Here is a 17,649-nt window from a genome sequence, read left to right as displayed (position 1 = left end):
GAAAGCCCCTTTATTTTCCCCTGATATCGGGGGTTCCGAACAAAGTTAGCCGGAGCACCCAGAGCAGACACATTCCCCCAAACATCGGGTAGAGGAGAGAGAGCAAGGAACTGAACCCGAACTGGCTGAAGAAATAACAGAACACCATAATGCCAAGGGTAATCACTCTGGGCGAGAGCGAGGTTCGCTGTTGAGCCTGCAGGGTAATCCCGTAGATATTGGCCACGAAGGTGCTGAAAATTTCAAGGAAGATCAGAATGAGATAGATGATCTGCACGAGCCAGCCCAGCTGGTTGGCGATGCTGCCCATCGGGATTTCGAATTGGGCGATGCCGGGCATGTGGGCGGACATCGCAAAATGTGCTGCCATCAGCATAAACCCTACGCCCGTACCTCCAATGATACCTCCCCAGGTTACGGTGCGTGCACTTTCGGTCTGGCTGCCGAGTGGGACCAGCACCGGCATCGCCATAACCAGGTTAAATGCGGTGTAGAGCAGGGGCGCCAGCCAAACCGCAGGCAGGCTATGGTCCGTAGTCAAGGTTAAGAAACGGGTGGCCCCCGGCGTCTGAATCGTCTGAGAAATAATTGCAAGCGATAAGGTCAGCATCATGGGCACGACAAGACTGTTCATCGTCATGATAGACTGGATGCCTTTTCTGAGAATGAAATAGGTTCCGATCATCGTGACAAACAGCCCGGTCTGATAGTTCATGTTCAGATGCTCCACAAAAACAGAGCCAGCGCCGGCAAGCATGATGCTGTTCACCCCGAGCAGAATGACAAACATAAAGAGGCTGATCCAGACGCCGGCTTTCTCTCCAAACAGAAATTTATTCAAGTCCTCAAAGGATTTGGCCCCGATCTGCCTGGATATCGTCATGATTTTCGTGCCGAGCCAAATAAATAATCCTGTCGTAAGCAGAATGGTCAGTGTAGCCCAGTGTCCATATTGGGTAAAGAATTGAAGGATTTCCCGTCCGGTCGCAAAGCCAGCGCCGACGATGGTTCCGATATATGTAAAGGCGATCTGTAAAACACGAATAGATTTACGCAAGCCCCGCATCCCCCTTGAAAGTTAATCGTTCTGCATAGTACAAGGTATGCTTGGCTCAGCTGGGACATGACTCCTACCTGTCCAGGTCCTTTGCCGGAGGCGTGACAAGAGTTAGTGCCAGGTAGCGGAGATCCATGTCAGGAATTGTGACGAGAATCGTACAGTTAAATGACGGAGTCCCCGTTTGTACTTGCCGTATAGAGTGGAATATGGTACTTTTACGACAAAGGAATCGTGGGAGGTCTTTTGGATGGATTGGTTGAAGGAGCGGATCATCAAAGAAGGTGTCGTGTTGTCGGATCAGGTGCTGAAGCTGGATGCTTTGCTGACGCATCAAGTAGATCCGGCATTAATTATGGATATGGGTCGGGAATTCGCGGTGAGATTTAAAGAAAGCGGTGTGACCAAGGTCGTAACGCTGGAATCCTCCGGCATTTCTGTTGCTTTTGCCGCGGCGCTGGAATTGGGAGTTCCAATGGTATTCGCCCGGCGCAAAAAAACGCTGCTCGCCGATCCAGACGCCTTGTGTGAGCGGGTTCCGTCTTTTACCAAGGGCATTGTCACGGACATTATGGTATCGCGCCAGTTTATCGGTGAAGAGGATAAGTTACTCTTCATTGATGACATTATCGCGAACGGGGACGCTGCAAGAGGCCTGATCAAAATTATTGAACGAGCAGGAGCGGAATTAATCGGGCTTGGCGTTGTGATTGAAAAGAGCTTCCAGGCCGGAGCGCGAACGCTGCGCGAACAGAATGTTCATGTGGAATCGCTTGTTACCATCTCGTCGCTTGAGGACGGCAAGATTACGTTCAGCTAAAACTTAGCATCTTCTTTGGCATGTTAGCGATAGAGCAACGACGGATTAGGCCTTAAGTCATGAACGATTCCACCTATCTTTGGGGAAGTGGAAAAATGGCAATTCGTAGTCAATGTTCATCGGATTTCTGCCTAAAATCACAACAAAATCTTTTCGCCTCCGTGATTTTCGCTTATAATAAAGAGGTAGGCAAGAGAGAGGAGGCAGCACCATGGGGAAACAACCTGTAACCGAGCCGTTTTTGATCGAGAAGCTGAATGAAGCAAAGGTACATTTTGAACGTGCTTTGGATTGTAAACATACGGAGTTTGATGATCTATATCCCTATATGATTGAACATCCTCAGTTTTTCTGGTACAAACGCTATGTTGCCTGGTCAGAACTGCTGACGATTGCCGGATTGTGTGAGGAGGTTTCCTTCGAATGGAAGGAACAGTTTACGCCTCAGCAGGTAGAATATATCGAGAAGCGTGTCATGTCTTCAACCGTTCTGGATTTTTGGTATGAGAAGAATGACAGCATCGAGCCGGCACAGCGTTAATGGGTATATAGAACATCTCTTAGTCGGGATGTTTATCGATATCGCAACGCATTCAAAAGACCTAAATGATCTCATTTAGGTCTTTTTTTGCAGAGTACGTTTATGGAGGAGGTATGGTGATGATTAGCGATGAAAGACTCGATGAGCTGCGGCTCTCCGGCGAATTGGTTCGGGTTGTGCGAGATGGCTTGGAGACCAATGATATTATAGGCTTTGTCGTCGCCTGGGACCCGGAGCAGGTCATAATACGCCGTAGAAACCGGCGGGTCGTTAAACTGGATCGCCGCTACAGCTACCAGCTTAAAAAAGATCCAAGAGTAAGCCCGATCGAAGAGTAGGAGTAGGCATAGATCTCGAACTTGTCGGACAACTTAACCTCGCATCAAATTTTTGTGGAGGAGTTGCTTTGGGTTATGGAAATGTCCAATGACAAGGTCTCGGCTTATAAGAATGAAATTCTGAATTTGAAGCAGAGCATGCCGGAGATGGCAGAGGCGTATCATCAGTTCACCGGCGTTTGCTTTCAGGATGGCGAGCTGGATGAGCGAACGAAGCAGCTGATCGCGCTCGGGATCGGACTGTTTGCCAATAACGAGCTGTGCACCTTCTATCATATGGAGGAAGCCCGTGCGAAGGGAGCCTCGGATGCACAGATAATGGAGGCCGTAGCCGTGGCGTCTGCCGCCAGTGCGGGACATGCTCTCTCGCAGGGACTGACCCGCGTGCAGCATAATCTTCATTGATTCACGTGTTACCAATAACCGTCTCAACCGGAGCATTCTTGTTCAGTGGGGGAGACGGTTATTCTCTGTTTAAAGGGCGGCGATTTAGCGGGCGGAAACAGCGGCAGGAGGATGGGCTTGCTCGGAGGACTCGGTCTCGGGCGGGACCAGCCCAAGATAGGCTCGCATGCGGTCCATCATCTCCTCACGGAAGGATGGCCATAGAATGTTCATCGAACCAATGTAACCCCGGCATGCATATCGCGCCTGGATTCCATCCTGGTTTTGCCCAATATCATACACCTTGATCGCCCGCTTGGTGAATTCCTGTTTCACCTCACGAAGAAGCACTGCAGCACGCTTGGCTCCGTTCCCCACAACCTCTACATACAATTGCGGGCTCTTGAAGACACCGCTCTCCTGAATGATTCGGCAATCCCTTTCAAACACCTTATGGATGAACATCAGCAGCAGATAACTCTTGATCAATGCTCGTTCTTCTGTCGTAACAGCCGGTATGGCCATCAACATCACCGCCTTTATATAGAAAGTGGTTATTAAATAGGAACTTATGTTCTTATTTTAACCGGAAAACAGGTTTTTAATCAAGTTCAAAAAAAGTGTTGACTCGATTTACCTGGCGTGATATTATATATCTTGTCGCCGCTGATAAGAGCTTGTCTCCTATAAGCGATGAACATGATACGCGGTCGTGGCGGAATTGGCAGACGCGCACGGTTCAGGTCCGTGTGGGCTAACCCCCGTGGAGGTTCGAGTCCTCTCGACCGCATCCTTATGAAGAAGCTCGTAAACTTGCTTTTTAGCAGTTTACGAGCTTTTTTGTGTTGAAATTTGGACGGCAAACCGGCAACATTTACTTTCTGACTTACATATTTGATCAACTTTACTCAAACAATACGGTTAGGTATGTATGAATAGGATGGAAAGGGGCGTCAAGATGCGGAAGGTATATAAAAATTCGGTGATCCTGCTGTGTATGGTATGGGGGATCGTGAACGGACCACAGATAGGCTATGGTGCAGGGATGGTTGCTTGGACTGATCTGTCACGTCAGGAGCCAAACCAAGTGCACGAAGAATCCGGGCGCAACAGACCCGGTCAGGAAAAGAAAACGAATAAGCTAGCCGTTATCATCGATGATTTTGGCAATGATCAGAAAGGGACTCAGGAAATGCTCAGTCTGCCTGTCAAAATCACGGTCGCTGTGATGCCTTTTTTGCCCACAAGCGTGAAGGACGCCGAGGCCGCGCATCGGCAAGGCCATGACGTGATTATCCATATGCCCATGGAGCCTAAGCAGGGGCCAGCTTCCTGGCTTGGACCGGGTGCCATCTTAACCTCGCTTACCGATGAGGAGATTCGTAAACGCATGGAAGAGGCCATTGATTCAATTCCTTACGCTGTAGGGATTAATAATCATATGGGTTCCAAGGTTACCGGGGATGAACGAGTCATGTCCATCGTACTCGACGTATGCAGGGAGAGAGGGCTGTTTTTTATCGACAGCAAGACGAATTACTACAGTGTGGTTGGCAAACTGGCAGCGGAGAAGGGGATGCCATCCATCGCCAACGATATCTTCCTGGATGACGTTCATACCGTTCAGCACGTGAGCAAGCAGCTGCAGACCGCAGCACAGCATGCGGAAGAGAGAACTTCCTGCATTGCAATAGGCCACGTTGGCGTGTATGGAATCCGCACGGCAGAAGCGCTAAAAAGAAGCATTCCTAAACTACAGGCGAAGGTGGAGTTTGTAGGTATCAGCGATCTGGTAAGGGAACGATCAAGCTGGCGACCGAATCCGCTGCCTGCGTATTAGTGCAATAGCAGCACCGATAGCAATTTTTTGCCATGTTGTGAGTAACTGGACGATAAAAGGTTATCCGACAAAGGTCAGCCCATATCTTATATAGACATAAAAAATAAATAGCCTTCCAGACAAGGACCCGGTGATTCCGTTCCCTGTATGGAAGGCTGTACTTATGTTGAGGCAGCGGCCACGCATGCTGTGAATGATCTCGCTAATGTTGCTGCTGACGCGCTGTGCATAATCGGAATATCCCGAAAAGGTCCCGAACAGATGATTTCCGTTCCGAATCGTGTTGGCTACTGAGCCGGGTAGGATGAAAACAAAAAACAGCCCCAATCTACAGGGCCGTTAAATAACCGATAATCCCGTCGGCAATGGCCTCGGCAATCTGCATTTGACCATTGCGGCTGGTCAATAAGTTCCGGTCCTCCATGTTGCTGAGGAAACCCGTTTCAACGATGACGGCGGGTACTTGGGTTTGATTGAGCAGATAATACGGCTTGCCTATCATGATGCCATTGTTGTTGCGGTAAACCAGATTCAACTGCTCTTGGATGGTGTCCGCAAGTAAGGTGCTCCGTCCCTCGGATTGATGCAGGACGATGCCTCCGCGCTTGGAGGAGTTCTTTCCCCAATTCACATGAATGCTGACTACAAGCTTGGTCGGGATCTCGCTGCTGAGCTGTTTACGCTGCGACAGATCCCGGCGGTGTCTGGAGGAGCTTCGGTGCCAGCGGTTGTCGTCGCTAAGGGCGTAATCGGCATCACGATTCATCACGGCATGATAACCCTCCTTGCGAAGCAGCATGAACAGTCTGCGTGAAATGGCCAGGTTAATATCTTTTTCAAGAATGTCCCCATACGACGTACCGCCGTCAATGCCGCCATGACCCACATCGATCAGAACGACATCATGTGCAAAAGGGTGCAGGTGCCGGAGCCCGGACTGGTCGATTTCCTGACCTGAGGAGTGGGTGGATTCCGGCGTTTCGGACGTAAGCCGGGCTGTCTGTATCGATGTCTGATGAACGGTTCTTGCGGGATGCGTCATGGCATGCTTCTTCACTGGACAGGCTTCGGTGACAGAACCCGGGAATGCCAGCGTAAAGAGAAGCATCCACACCCCTGCTGCCTTAACCATGATGGATTCCTTCTTTCACGTAAAATTTCGGCTTTATTAGAATGTGCATTTAGCGGAAAAATCATGCCGTTCAAATACGTGCGTCTAGAATCGATCGAAATGGAGCAAACTGATATTGGGATGTGGATAAACCATAAGGAGTTGATTCATATGGCTAGCGGCGATGATTTAATCAAGTACATTACCGAGCGCGTAGTTCATTATATAGATACACCCAAGGACGTTCGGCGCAAGGCGAAGGTGAAGGAATCCTGGACCACAAGGTGGTTCGGCATGATTCCGTTCTCCATGTCGCTATGGAAAGAAGATGTAACCACCAAGCGCAAAAAAAGGGCAAAGTAGCAGCTGCTGCACGTTCCTTCATGAAGTCGCATTTTGTACATCGTGCGTATTGCTCCCTGTTACGCACGATGTCTTGGAATGGCTGTAGACCCTTGTGAGTCCTGAGTGCACAACCATAAACCGTTTTGAAAAAATATAAAGGACGCTGCCCGTTAAAGGGCCGCGTCCTTTTGTCAGTCATGGCATATTGCATGGATGAGGGCTGCTTGCTTTAACCCGTGTCATTTCGGCTGAGCATAAAATTGACCTTGTCCGATTAACCGGGATGCCGGCAAGAAACGGAGAGTGTCTGTATTCCGTAAGGGAACCGACACATAAAGCGCAGCCGGGTTCTCCTGATTCGCCGGGGACCAGCGATGCCAGCCGGTTAAGTTAAAAGGTGCGCCGTAAGCGGCATTGCCTTTTTTGGACTTGAATATCAGGGTGGAGTGCTCTTGTAGTAAATTCCGCAGATCGGCGCTGCTTCGGGTCGTTAGTTCGCTTGAGGTCAGCCACAGCAGATTATCGTAAGGATCCATGGAGTCGCCGGTTGCGATGGAGGGAGTGGCGGCAAACCAATGATTGGACGTGGATGAAGCCACGAGTCCTTTGGCTGTTGCAGGCAGAGATACGGATACCAGCTTCGTCGTTGAATGCGTCTGCTGGGGCTCATCCGGGAGAGCTTCACTATTTAGTGCATTAAAATAAATCGGCTTCTTGCCGGGCAACTGGACCTGCCAGACGGGGGACACGTCATACAGCTTGCGCACGATGCTTCCTTGAGGCAATGATCCTCCGGCCTTCACAAGTCCTTCCGCGGAGAGCCGTTCTTTCAACGGCGCTTGGCTGTAGGGAAGAGTCGAGCCGATTCCGTATTCACTCAGGATATATCCACCGTCTTCTTCTGCACTGATAATCATGTATCCTTGCGGCAGTCCTTCATCGGAAATCGTGACTAACCAGCCGTGCGTACCCGGACCAAGCGGGGTGAATTCGAGCTTGGCTTCATCCCAGGTCGTAAATGGCGCATGGGCCGATAATTGAGCGACAGTCTCCTCCGCAAAGTCCATCAAACTCCCGGGTACCTGAGCCACGGCGTTGTTCTGATTAACATCTGAAACGCCTGACTTATGATGATCCGCTGTAAGCTGAGTGCTGGTGCTGGTCAGACTAGGGCTGTTTGCAGAATTGGAAACGTCGGCTTGGCTAGCGGCAGCCAAGCTTGCCTGCGGCTGGAACGAGCTGAACCACAGGATAGTTGTTACGATCATAGAGACAGACAGCATTCGATATCGGCTGGTCTGTTTGTTATCGGGTGATTTTGGCTGGGAATTCTTGCAATCCTTGTCATCATGGTTATGAAGTTTCATGTTCCACTGTTTCAAATCATTAACCGCCTTTCCTTGGCCCTACGCGCCGTGGATGTATTGAAATCATCATATCGGACAAGCTCTGCAAAGGCTGTTGCAAGCTGTCGCGGTAGGAGAAGGGAGAATGGTTCTTTTTTTGCCTGCTTTTGTAGAGGGGCGTCATGACGACGCACCCACAGGCGAACACAGATGAAATAGACCGCAGGTTATGACGGACAAGCTCACTTTCGGCTCGTACTGCCACTGCATTTCCGACCGACGGTTCTTATATTGCTCCTCAATGAGCGCTTTTTTCTCTTCATCCTGCTCCTTGAGCAGGTCCTCGTAATAACTGTCGATCACCAGCAGTTCTTCTTCAAGACGTTCTCTTGCTTTGGTGGCCCAGTCATAGTCCAGCTTGCTTATCTTGTCGATAAGATGGTTCTCCAGCGCATCTACGGCCTGTTCGAGCGTAAGAGCCGCCGGTCGGACGTGAACGCTCTCGGGCAAGCGGGGCGTCAGTTCGCGTCCAATCAGGATCGCCGGGAAGTCATGGGCAATCGCACGACTAGATAATGAGATTCCGAGAAAAAACAATTCCTCCCGCTTCAGATCACAGCTGAACTCCACCTTGAAGCAGACGCCCAGCCACTGCTCATACGGAGTGGAACGGGCTCTCGGACGCGGCTCGGTATCGCGCTGCTGGAACAGATAGACGCATTTGCCTTCCTCCCGGGAAGCATTCCAGATTTGGGCGAGCCGGCTGCTGCCGTAGCCAATGTTCTCCCGCTGAATGCGGCCGGGACCGAGGATAGGCAGAACTGGGGCATTCCCGTAAAAGCGGGCCAGGAGGGGATCCTGCGCGGGTGCCGCGAGCTGCGCTTTGGCCTCGGCTGCTTGGGTCTTTGCAAGCCGTTCGTCGTATTTCTCCGGATCAAACACGAAATTGAAGGACAATGTTTCGGCGGGAGCGCCGGTGCGTTCCACGAAGCCCCAGTAATACGGGCGGTTGGTGAGCATTTTGTCGGCTTGCGGTGACAGTTTCACGGTGACATGCTCAGGCGATTTTTCAATGACGGTGCATTCGGTGGCTTCCAAATAGGCCATGAAGTGCTGCTGCACCTCCTGCGGCGTCATGGTCATATTAGGCTTCTTCCTCTCTTAGATTTTCTTCGACGGTGCTTCCCTGCTCGATATCCTGTTTAATATGGTGAATCGAGTCGCCCAATGTGCTGATGCGCTGGCGGAGCTCATCGTCGTTGCCGGACTCCAGCATGATTTTGTACAGACTCTTCTCGATGGATTCCTTCTTCTCGAACCGCTCCAGAATGACGTCCAGTCCGCCGATGACCATCTCGAACATGTTGATCTTCTCGTGCAGCAGGTTCAGGATGTGCTCTTCAATGGTTCCCGACGTGGACAGATTGTAGATCTTCACGTCATTGGTCTGGCCGAGACGATGCACGCGTCCAATCCGCTGCTCGACCCGCATGGGATTCCAGGGCAGATCAAAGTTGATCATATGGTGGCAGAATTGCAGATTGATGCCTTCGCCCCCGGCTTCCGTCGCAATCATGACCTGTGCCTTGCCGCGGAAGAGATCCATCATCCAGTCCTTCTTGCCGCGGTTCATTCCGCCCCGGTACGGTACGGAGATTAGTCCGTGATCGCGGAAGTAATTCAGCAAGTATTCCTGCGTGGCGCGGTATTCCGTAAATACGATGACCTTCTCGTTCATTTGCTGGATCAGCTCAATGGCTTTTTCCGCCTTGGTGTTGGCTTTGATGGCCTTGATGAGATAGACGAGCTCCCAGATTTTATCGCGCAGCGGAGAGTCCTCCGGCAGTTTCTTGGACAGATTAACAAGGGTCACGAAGACGGCATCCCGGCTGCTGCATACTTCCCGCTGCAGGGTGACGAGCGACAGCATACTGCTTAAATTTCCCCCTGCTGCCTGATACTGATCTTTGACGAAGGACGTGACACCGTCGTATAATGACTGTTCTTCGGGCGAGAGGCTAAGCCCCACATTGCGGACGGATCGCTTGGTGAATTTCACTTCGCCTTCGCCGCGGCGGTTACGGATCATGACCTTGGACAGCTCATCCTTGAGCTGATCCTGGTTCTTGGGTCTTCGTTTATCGACAACAAAATTAGCGGCAAACTGTCCTTGGCCTCCGAGCTGGCCCGGCTTCAGCAGGGTGATCAGATTGAAGAGCTCGCTGAGATCGTTCTGCACCGGTGTGGCCGTCAGCAAGAGGCAGTATTTTTTGCGCAGCTTTTGAATGAATTGATAATTGGATGTTTTCTTGTTCTTGAGCTTGTGCGCTTCATCGATGATGAGCATATCGTATTCCTCGTTCAGCAGAATCTCCTGATGCGGATCGCGCTTGGCCGTGTCCATGGAGGCGACGACGATATCATTGCCCCAGGAGTACGCTTTTTTCTGCGCAATCGCGGGAATGCCGAACTTGGAGTTCAGCTCGCGAACCCATTGCAGCACAAGGGAAGCGGGAACGAGAATCAACACTTTGGATACCAGGCCGCGCACGATGTATTCTTTTAAAATAAGGCCGGCTTCAATCGTCTTTCCAAGTCCCACCTCATCTGCCAGAATTGCTCTGCCCGACATCTCGAACAATACGCGTCTTGCGGTATCGGTCTGATGGGGGAGCGGGGATAAGCCGCCAAGGTGCTTGAGGCATTGTAATTCTTCAAAGCTTGTAACCAAGCGGGATTTCTCGCCCTCCACGGCAAGCTGGGCCAGACGATAGTCACCCCAAGGTCCACCCTTGTCCAGTCGACCGGCGAGATCGTCAAACCAGGAACGGTCGATCTGCAGTGGAACGGGAAGGCGCGGGTCGGTAATCATGCCTGATTCGGCAGATGGCTGATGGTTCATGTCGATCTCCTCCTGTTGTGAAAGATTCCGGGCCAGCGGTGTATATGTAGTATGGACGAAAAAAGAAGTCTTCATAACCTTGCACGAATTCGGGAGGCGTGGAATACCCTATAGGGCGCACGGCTGCTGGAATTGGATATTTTCATCCTTTTTTTCATAGGGAAGGGCGAAAAAGAGAGCGAGAGGAAGAAAGCGGAAGCTTGCGAGCGGGAGCTTGGATCTGTTGGCTTAATTTTCACATTATCGGCATAGTTAACCTATATATAGTGTAGTATAATGAAATGGTAGCACTATATATGGTGTATATAGTGGTTTTAGATGTTTGACCGACTACATAACAGGTTATGTTGTTGGTGAGCGCATAACTGCGGAACTTTTTAATTTTATATCTTATATAGGAGGTAGTTGCTCTTGAGTACGATGCAGAATCAGCGGCTGGAAGGTTTAAGCGAGAAGATCTTTTTGGACCGGTATGCCTGGAAGGATGCGGACACCAACAACGCGAAGGTAGGCGATGTGGTGCTCGTTTTGACGAAGGATGATCCTAAATTTCCGACCAAGGAAGTTGGCGAAATCGTGAATCGCGAAGGCCGCAAGGTCACGGTGAAGACACGGAAGGGCGAGCTTGTGGAATCGGATGTGGAGAAACTGACGTTAACCATCGAGAAAACGCCGGAAGAAATGTGGGATCGACTCGCGGCTGCCATGTCATCGGTTGAGGCAACGCCGGAACTGCAGGAAGAGTGGCGCGGAAAGTTCCGCGAGATTCTGGATGATTGGAAGCTGGTACCGGGCGGACGGATTGCAGCTGGAGCGGGTGCGAGCGATGAATTGACGCTGTTCAACTGTTACGTGATTCCTTCGCCGAAGGACAGCCGGGGCGGCATCATGGAAACCCTGAGCGAGATGACCGAGATCATGGCGCGCGGCGGCGGTGTCGGCATTAACTTGTCTTCCCTGCGTCCTCGGCGCGCGATCGTAAGGGGCGTGAACGGTTCCTCCAGCGGTGCGGTATCGTGGGGCGGATTGTTCAGTTATACGACGGGATTGATCGAGCAGGGCGGAAGCCGCCGGGGTGCGCTCATGCTGATGATTAACGATTGGCATCCGGACGTGGAGGATTTCATTACCGTGAAGCAGACGATGGGACAAGTTACGAATGCGAACCTGTCGGTATGCGTCAGCAATGATTTCATGAAGGCTGTGAAGGAAGATTTGGACTGGGAGCTGGTGTTCCCGGATACTACTGATCCTGATTATGATGAGCTGTGGGACGGGGATCTGGATAAATGGAAGAAAGCCGGACACCGTATCATTCCATATAAAACCGTAAAAGCACGCGAGGTCTGGCACACGATTATCGAATCCGCATGGAAATCGGCAGAGCCGGGCGTCGTATTCATGGAATACTATAACCAGATGTCCAACAGCTGGTATTTCAATCCAATTATCTGTACGAACCCTTGCGGTGAGCAGGGACTTCCGGGCTGGGGCGTATGTAATCTGTCCGCGATGAACCTGTCGAAGTTCTATGATGAAGCGAATCATGACGTTGCCTGGGATGAGCTGGCGACAACGACGCGTTACTCTGTGCGTTTCCTGGATAATGTCATTGACCGGACGCCGTACCATTTTGAAGAAAACGAATTGAACCAGAAAAAAGAACGCCGCGTGGGTCTCGGGACGATGGGTCTGGCCGAGCTGATGATCAAGCTGAACATCCGTTACGGCAGTCCGGAATCGCTGGAGTTCCTGGATAAGCTGTATGGCTTCATCGCGCGCGAAGCGTATCTTGCTTCTGCCGATATTGCCGAGGAGAAAGGTTCGTTCCAAGCATTCGATGCCGAACTGTACCTGCAAAGCGGATTCATGAAAAATATGGCCGAGGTGTATCCTGAAGTTGCCGAAGCGGTGCGTAAAAAAGGTGCGCGCAACGTTACCGTCATTACCCAAGCGCCAACGGGCAGCACGGGAACGATGGTCGGAACGTCGACGGGGATCGAACCGTACTTTGCCTTCAAATACTTCCGTCAAAGCCGGCTTGGCTTCGATGAGCAGTTCGTGCCAATTGCCCAGGATTGGCTGGACAGCCATCCGGGCGAAGAGCTTCCGGATTATTACGTCACGGCGATGAGCCTCTCTGCCGAGGATCACATCCGCGTGCAGGCGGCGATTCAGCGCTGGGTAGACAGCTCCATCTCGAAGACGGCAAACTGCCCGTCGGACTTCACGATTGAAGATACAAAGCGCCTATATGAGCTGGCATTTGACCTTGGATGCAAAGGTGTAACGATCTACCGCGATGGCAGCCGTGACGTGCAGGTGCTGCAGACGGAGAAAAAAGAAGATAAGGCCGCCGAAGCGACAACAGCTTCTACTGCGGACACGGCGCTGGAGCAAAGCGCGATAGGCCAAGCCGCAGAGGATGCGGCGAGCGTTGAGCCGGCGGCTGCAAGCGTGGCTGTGACAGCCTCACCGAGCAAGAGCGGGCTGGATAAACAATACAAGAAGCGTCCGCAAGTGCTGCGCGGCGCAACCTATAAAATGAACACGCCGTTTGGCATGGCGTACATTACGATTAACGATCTGGACGGCATTCCAAGCGAAATCTTCCTGAACGTCGGCAAAGCCGGATCGGATGTGTTCGCGATGGCGGAAGCCTTGGGCCGCGTCTGCTCCCTGTTCCTCCGTTACGGGGACCACGGCAATAAGGTGGAGTTGCTGATCAAACACCTCAAGGGCATCGGCGGCACCGGCGCGATCGGCTTCGGCGCGAACCGCGTGGAGTCCATCGCCGACGCCGTGGCGAAGGCGCTTGAGACGCACGTGGCGAACAACGCCGAGGCGGATCATGACCATGATCCGGCACCGGTCGCAGCCACGATGGCGCCTGTCGATGCAGGCGAGGCCGGGGCGACAGTAGCCGCGGGATACGGCGGACATGGCGCGCACGCAGGTGGCAGCATGTCGCTGGATCTGTGCCCATCCTGCGGCGGGGCGTCCTTGATTAATATCGAGGGATGCAAGACATGCGGGAATTGCGGGTATAGTAAGTGTTCGTGAGGAAGTTAGCCTAGAAAATAATAAATCGCCTTTTTCCTTGATATGATAAACTGGCTACATATACACGTGTATATGTAGCCAGTATTATTTTTAGGTATGGAATAATGTTGGAAAAAATAAAGGAAGTTGTTGATTGTAAGAATAGATTTGGCAAGCGCAGACTAGAAGTTAATGGTTATCAATATCCGAAAAGCATAATTGAAGTAGCTAGTCTTTATGGGCTGAGCTGTTGAAGAAGTGAGTGATCAGGGGAGGAGTTGTTTCGATATGCTTAAATCCATAAGTACCGGATAGAGCAGGCCAAGCCGATGATGAGGGGCAAGCGAAATCGACTACGGAGCTTGCCCATCTGATCGGCTATAATGATGCTTCAACCTTCATCCGAATTTTCAAAAAATACGAAGGCATTACGCCAGGAAAATACAAGGAATTATACTAGCAAGCAAGCCATGTCCTGTAATCAATACTGGAGCATGGCTTGTCTTCGCTCGGCCGTTCATTCATAACCGGACAATGGGTGCAGCATGGAGGCGCTAGAGATCATCGTTTGGCTTCCTCACAGTTGCTAGCCTACAGCTTGAACCGCTTCACGAGTAGAAGCATTTCTTCGGATATCCGGCTCATCAAATCCGCCGATGCGGAGATTTCTTCCATGGCCGCGAGCTGTCCGGCCGTGGCGGTTGAAATCGCCTGTGCCAGATCGTTGGACCGAAGCGCCATCTGATCGATCTCCTGCAGGGAAGCATTGAACTCTTGGGAGCTTGCGGAAATTTGTGCAGCGCCAGCAGAGGTCTCCTGTACGTGATACACGGCGCTGCGTGTTGCGAGCAGAATTCTTTGAAACGCCTCCCCTGAGCGCCGGATGGAATCAACGCCAGCCTGCACTTCGTGCTCGCCTTGATCCATTGCAATGGCGGCTTTATTAATATCGGCGAGAATTGCCTGAATCAACTCAGTGACCTCCATTGCGGATTTCCTAGAGAGCTCCGCCAACTTTCTGATCTCATTCGCAACGACTGCAAATCCTTTGCCCCCCTCGCCAGCCCGTGCAGCCTCGATCGCTGCATTCAGCGCTAGCAGATTGGTTTGCGACGAAATGGTTGTCATTGCATCAATGATCTCGCCAATCTGATGCGACCGCTCGTTCAGCTGATTGATGATCAGTGAGAGGTCTCCCACCGTTGTGGATACGTTAAGCATTTGTTCTGCTGACTGTGTGATCAGCCTGTTTCCACTTTCGGCATGGCTTAAGGTAGCCTGTGAAGCCTCGAACGCTGTCGATGAGGTGGATGCGATGCGATGTGCGCTGGCTGACAGCTCATCCATGGCATGAGTGCTCTCCTGCAGGCTTCTTTTTTGTGTTTCATTACTCAAGGCCACTTCTTGTGCGGATGCTGAAATTTGGTCTGTGGTCGCTGTCGTCTCCCCGAAGTTGACGGACAAGTCATGGGAGGCCGATGACAGGGCATCAGCATGGGACAGCAGCCCCTGCGTGAGCTCTCTTAATCGGCTATACATGGTCTGGAAGGAGGCATACAGGTCGTCAATTTCATCCCGGCTATGTATGGTAATCACTTTTTGTGACAAGTCGCCCGCGGCAACCTGTTTGGCCTGCTGCGTCAACTGGACAAGCGGCCTGGTAAGACGCATCGAAAGCAGGATAACGAAAATCCCGCCGACTATCATGCTGCCCAGCAGCGTATACACTGTGCTCTGCACAATATGTTGCTGTCCCGCGTTATAATCCTTGATATAGGAGCCAGCTACAATCGTCCATCCCCAGATTGGGTCCCTTAGCGAATATGCTATTTTCATAGCGTCTGCTTTCGAGTCTGGCAGCGGCCACATGTATACGGTAACTCCGCCGCCTGGCTGCTGCCCCTTCTGGAGCATATCCCGGATATGATAAAAGCCATCACTTGTCTGCTTGTCCCAAAATTTCTCCCCTTCCTGTGCCGGATGGGCAACCAGATCACCTTGGTCGTTTAGAACAAAAAAGTACCCGTGCTCGCCAATATCTATATTTGTATTGATTGTACGTGTACCATCCGGCTGCTTTGGCCCAAGGAGCAGCTGCTTCATCTTCTCCTGAGCCTCTTCCTTGCGTAATACGCCTTTCTTGACGGCATCCTCGAACGAAACGATAAGCTCCGCAGCCATATGAACCGTGTTTCGGAGATTGGTCTCCATCTGCAGGTCGCTTTCACGGACTGAAACCCAGATGCTCATGCTTCCTACCAACAATGCCGGAATGATCAGGATTGCGAGCGAGATGACCAGCAATTTATTCCGGATGGTGAACCGCCATTGTCTTGTACTTGGTTTTTTCTTTGTGTTCATGTTTAACCCCCGTAAATTCCCTATAGACCCTGCCCAAATGTAGCAAATCGTGCACGCGGATGAAATCGGATGATCAAAAACAGCAGTCCAAAGAACCCTTTGAACTGCTGTCATGGATCAGAATCGGAAGTTTATTTCAATGCCTTCAGCATGGCGGAGACAAAGCCGATATGATCGGTTTCATGCAGTACCGTGGAGACAATCAACTCGCCAAACGTCTCGGCCTTCAAAAAGTTTTCTTTTACCGGTACGTCCAGCTTACCCTCCAGCAATTCCCGGATCTCGTCCGGCTGCTTCCTTAATTGGTCAATCAGCACATCCCATGCAGGCGGTTCCCCCTGCCAGTCTGCGGGCATCGTTCCATAGGCGAAAAAGTCCTGATAGCTTGCAGGAAGCTTGTTATTCAGTGCGAATTTTGAAAGGCCGTATACATGGAACTCTGTCACAGTAAGCACATGACCAACATGCCAATGAATGCTGTTCTTGAAGCCTTCCAGCACAAGATTACGCTTGTCCTCCGGACACTGGGCTACCAGCTCTACCAATTGATTGTGGCGATTCTTCAAAATGTCGAAAATAAAATCTGTTCTCATGATTCATACCTCCTCTTAATGGTCAACTTGAGATGTGGTTATCTACATCTGTCTAGGATTACTGCTCTTCGAATTGCGTGGCGTAAGCGCCGGAGCCTTTTGCCTGAAGTTCACCCTTCGGTATGAACTTCAAAGCTACCGGTTGATTCAATATTTGTTACACCAATTGATGCCTTTCGTTAAGAGTACATTTCCGTAATCTTAGTGACAGCTTCTTTAGCGATTATTAACTTATCGCAATTCAGAACATTGTATATATTAATGGAATCAGCTACGGCGGTTTCTACACCAGGTATGTTATTGGCGCTTTTAATAACAAAGTTATCTATCAAAGGTGTAACAATTAACACCTTTTTATCTGCCCCAAGAGCATTAAGCATAGCTACTATAGACTTTGTCCTGTAATTTTCTAACTTGATCTCGTCGACGACAATGAATTCTTTGTTCTGTACTTTGCTAGATAATGCAGATTTTATAGCAAGCTGCTTAACCTTTTTATTGAGTTTGTAGCTGTAGTCGCGAGGTTTAGGAGCAAACACAACTCCTCCGCCACGCCAATGAGGCATGCGAATCGAACCTGCTCTAGATTTATCAATTTTATTCTGCTTATACGGTTTTCTGCCACCGCCTCTAACTTCACCACGTGTTAATGCAGATTGTGTTCCACTGCGCTTATTTGCCAGATAATTTATAACTGCATCATGCATAACCGATTCATTGGGAATAATACCGAAAATGGATTCTTCAAGTTCCATTTCACCAACATGAATACCATCCATATTAAAAATAGTAACATTCAACATTATTCTTTCCTCCAGATCCTTTAATTTCACGATATCGGTACCCACATCCACAGTAAATGCTTCATAGTATTAGAAAACTTGTTGATTAACGTTCTTTGTATATTTACAATAGCACCCATTATTTTAACCTCCATTTGTCCTGCTACATTTTAGAAGAACCCATGGT

General features: G+C 50.6%; 17 protein-coding genes and 1 tRNA gene. 9 read left to right on the top strand and 9 right to left on the bottom strand.

The genetic code is table 11. The features are described from left to right. Window positions 1-10 precede the first annotated feature (10 nt). On the bottom strand, window positions 11-1,057 hold the full coding sequence (locus tag ACOZB4_RS05185) for a hypothetical protein (protein ID WP_379407026.1): 1,047 nt from the start codon (window positions 1,055-1,057) through the stop codon (window positions 11-13). 250 nt (window positions 1,058-1,307) lie between these two features. Here ACOZB4_RS05185 and ACOZB4_RS05180 point away from each other — a divergent pair, with 250 nt between their 5' ends. The 4 genes from ACOZB4_RS05180 (at window position 1,308) to ACOZB4_RS05165 (ending at window position 3,161) form a co-directional block, all read left to right on the top strand. Continuing rightward, window positions 1,308-1,877 (top strand): xanthine phosphoribosyltransferase, encoded by a 570-nt coding sequence (locus ACOZB4_RS05180; protein ID WP_076325774.1) that lies wholly within the window; start codon window positions 1,308-1,310, stop codon window positions 1,875-1,877. Window positions 1,878-2,088: 211 nt separating this feature from the next. Further along, entirely contained in the window at window positions 2,089-2,418 is a 330-nt protein-coding gene (locus tag ACOZB4_RS05175; RefSeq protein ID WP_071221736.1) for a hypothetical protein, read from the top strand. 119 nt (window positions 2,419-2,537) lie between these two features. Continuing rightward, a complete protein-coding gene (locus ACOZB4_RS05170) occupies window positions 2,538-2,756 on the top strand; it encodes a hypothetical protein (RefSeq protein ID WP_076325776.1) in 219 nt (72 codons plus the stop codon). A gap of 75 nt (window positions 2,757-2,831) precedes the next feature. Then, a complete protein-coding gene (locus ACOZB4_RS05165; RefSeq protein ID WP_071221734.1) occupies window positions 2,832-3,161 on the top strand; it encodes a carboxymuconolactone decarboxylase family protein in 330 nt (109 codons plus the stop codon). A gap of 84 nt (window positions 3,162-3,245) precedes the next feature. On the opposite strand, the gene ACOZB4_RS05160 is transcribed toward ACOZB4_RS05165, so the two are convergent. After that, window positions 3,246-3,665, bottom strand: a complete 420-nt coding sequence (locus ACOZB4_RS05160) for a hypothetical protein (RefSeq protein WP_076325778.1) — start codon at window positions 3,663-3,665, stop codon at window positions 3,246-3,248. 181 nt (window positions 3,666-3,846) lie between these two features. Between ACOZB4_RS05160 and ACOZB4_RS05155 the strand changes: the two genes are divergently transcribed. Both ACOZB4_RS05155 and ACOZB4_RS05150 read left to right on the top strand, forming a co-directional pair. Beyond that, window positions 3,847-3,930: transfer RNA gene (locus ACOZB4_RS05155), tRNA-Leu, on the top strand. Window positions 3,931-4,098: 168 nt separating this feature from the next. Further along, window positions 4,099-4,980 carry a divergent polysaccharide deacetylase family protein gene (locus ACOZB4_RS05150; protein WP_379407027.1) on the top strand — a complete coding sequence of 294 codons (882 nt, stop codon included), beginning with the start codon at window positions 4,099-4,101 and terminating at the stop codon, window positions 4,978-4,980. A 328-nt stretch (window positions 4,981-5,308) separates the two neighbouring features. Here the strand turns inward: ACOZB4_RS05150 and ACOZB4_RS05145 are convergent, their stop codons facing one another. Beyond that, window positions 5,309-6,112 carry an N-acetylmuramoyl-L-alanine amidase gene (locus ACOZB4_RS05145; protein WP_379407028.1) on the bottom strand — a complete coding sequence of 268 codons (804 nt, stop codon included), beginning with the start codon at window positions 6,110-6,112 and terminating at the stop codon, window positions 5,309-5,311. A 99-nt stretch (window positions 6,113-6,211) separates the two neighbouring features. Between ACOZB4_RS05145 and ACOZB4_RS05140 the strand changes: the two genes are divergently transcribed. Further along, entirely contained in the window at window positions 6,212-6,454 is a 243-nt protein-coding gene (locus ACOZB4_RS05140; protein WP_422759495.1) for a YqzE family protein, read from the top strand. A gap of 221 nt (window positions 6,455-6,675) precedes the next feature. On the opposite strand, the gene ACOZB4_RS05135 is transcribed toward ACOZB4_RS05140, so the two are convergent. The 3 genes from ACOZB4_RS05135 to ACOZB4_RS05125 all read right to left on the bottom strand — a co-directional run bounded on the left by ACOZB4_RS05135 (window position 6,676) and on the right by ACOZB4_RS05125 (window position 10,684). Beyond that, window positions 6,676-7,818: a hypothetical protein gene (locus ACOZB4_RS05135; protein ID WP_379407029.1), complete on the bottom strand. Its 1,143-nt coding sequence runs from the start codon at window positions 7,816-7,818 to the stop codon at window positions 6,676-6,678. 144 nt (window positions 7,819-7,962) lie between these two features. After that, window positions 7,963-8,925, bottom strand: a complete 963-nt coding sequence (locus ACOZB4_RS05130; RefSeq protein ID WP_379407030.1) for a YqhG family protein — start codon at window positions 8,923-8,925, stop codon at window positions 7,963-7,965. A gap of 1 nt (window position 8,926) precedes the next feature. Next, window positions 8,927-10,684, bottom strand: a complete 1,758-nt coding sequence (locus ACOZB4_RS05125; protein ID WP_379407031.1) for a DEAD/DEAH box helicase — start codon at window positions 10,682-10,684, stop codon at window positions 8,927-8,929. Between the two features lie 420 nt (window positions 10,685-11,104). Between ACOZB4_RS05125 and ACOZB4_RS05120 the strand changes: the two genes are divergently transcribed. Together ACOZB4_RS05120 and ACOZB4_RS05115 are read left to right on the top strand one after the other, a co-directional pair. Beyond that, window positions 11,105-13,747, top strand: coding sequence for an adenosylcobalamin-dependent ribonucleoside-diphosphate reductase (locus ACOZB4_RS05120; RefSeq protein WP_379407202.1), 2,643 nt, complete (start codon window positions 11,105-11,107; stop codon window positions 13,745-13,747). A gap of 349 nt (window positions 13,748-14,096) precedes the next feature. Further along, window positions 14,097-14,186, top strand: coding sequence for an AraC family transcriptional regulator (locus ACOZB4_RS05115; protein WP_422759520.1), 90 nt, complete (start codon window positions 14,097-14,099; stop codon window positions 14,184-14,186). A gap of 131 nt (window positions 14,187-14,317) precedes the next feature. Here ACOZB4_RS05115 and ACOZB4_RS05110 read toward each other — a convergent pair whose 3' ends face one another. From ACOZB4_RS05110 to rplD, 3 genes are all read right to left on the bottom strand, one after another. Next, entirely contained in the window at window positions 14,318-16,087 is a 1,770-nt protein-coding gene (locus ACOZB4_RS05110; protein ID WP_379407032.1) for a methyl-accepting chemotaxis protein, read from the bottom strand. A gap of 131 nt (window positions 16,088-16,218) precedes the next feature. After that, window positions 16,219-16,680, bottom strand: a complete 462-nt coding sequence (locus ACOZB4_RS05105) for a DinB family protein (protein WP_379407033.1) — start codon at window positions 16,678-16,680, stop codon at window positions 16,219-16,221. Window positions 16,681-16,859: 179 nt separating this feature from the next. Then, window positions 16,860-17,483, bottom strand: a complete 624-nt coding sequence (gene rplD / locus ACOZB4_RS05100) for a 50S ribosomal protein L4 (protein ID WP_379407034.1) — start codon at window positions 17,481-17,483, stop codon at window positions 16,860-16,862. Between the last annotated feature and the right edge of the window lie 166 nt (window positions 17,484-17,649).

This window comes from Paenibacillus sp. NPDC058898 (assembly GCF_049316025.1).
Lineage (GTDB): Bacteria > Bacillota > Bacilli > Paenibacillales > Paenibacillaceae > Paenibacillus_AQ.
The sequence above is the reverse complement of the archived record's forward strand: the minus strand, read 5'-3'. Positions and strand labels throughout refer to the sequence as shown.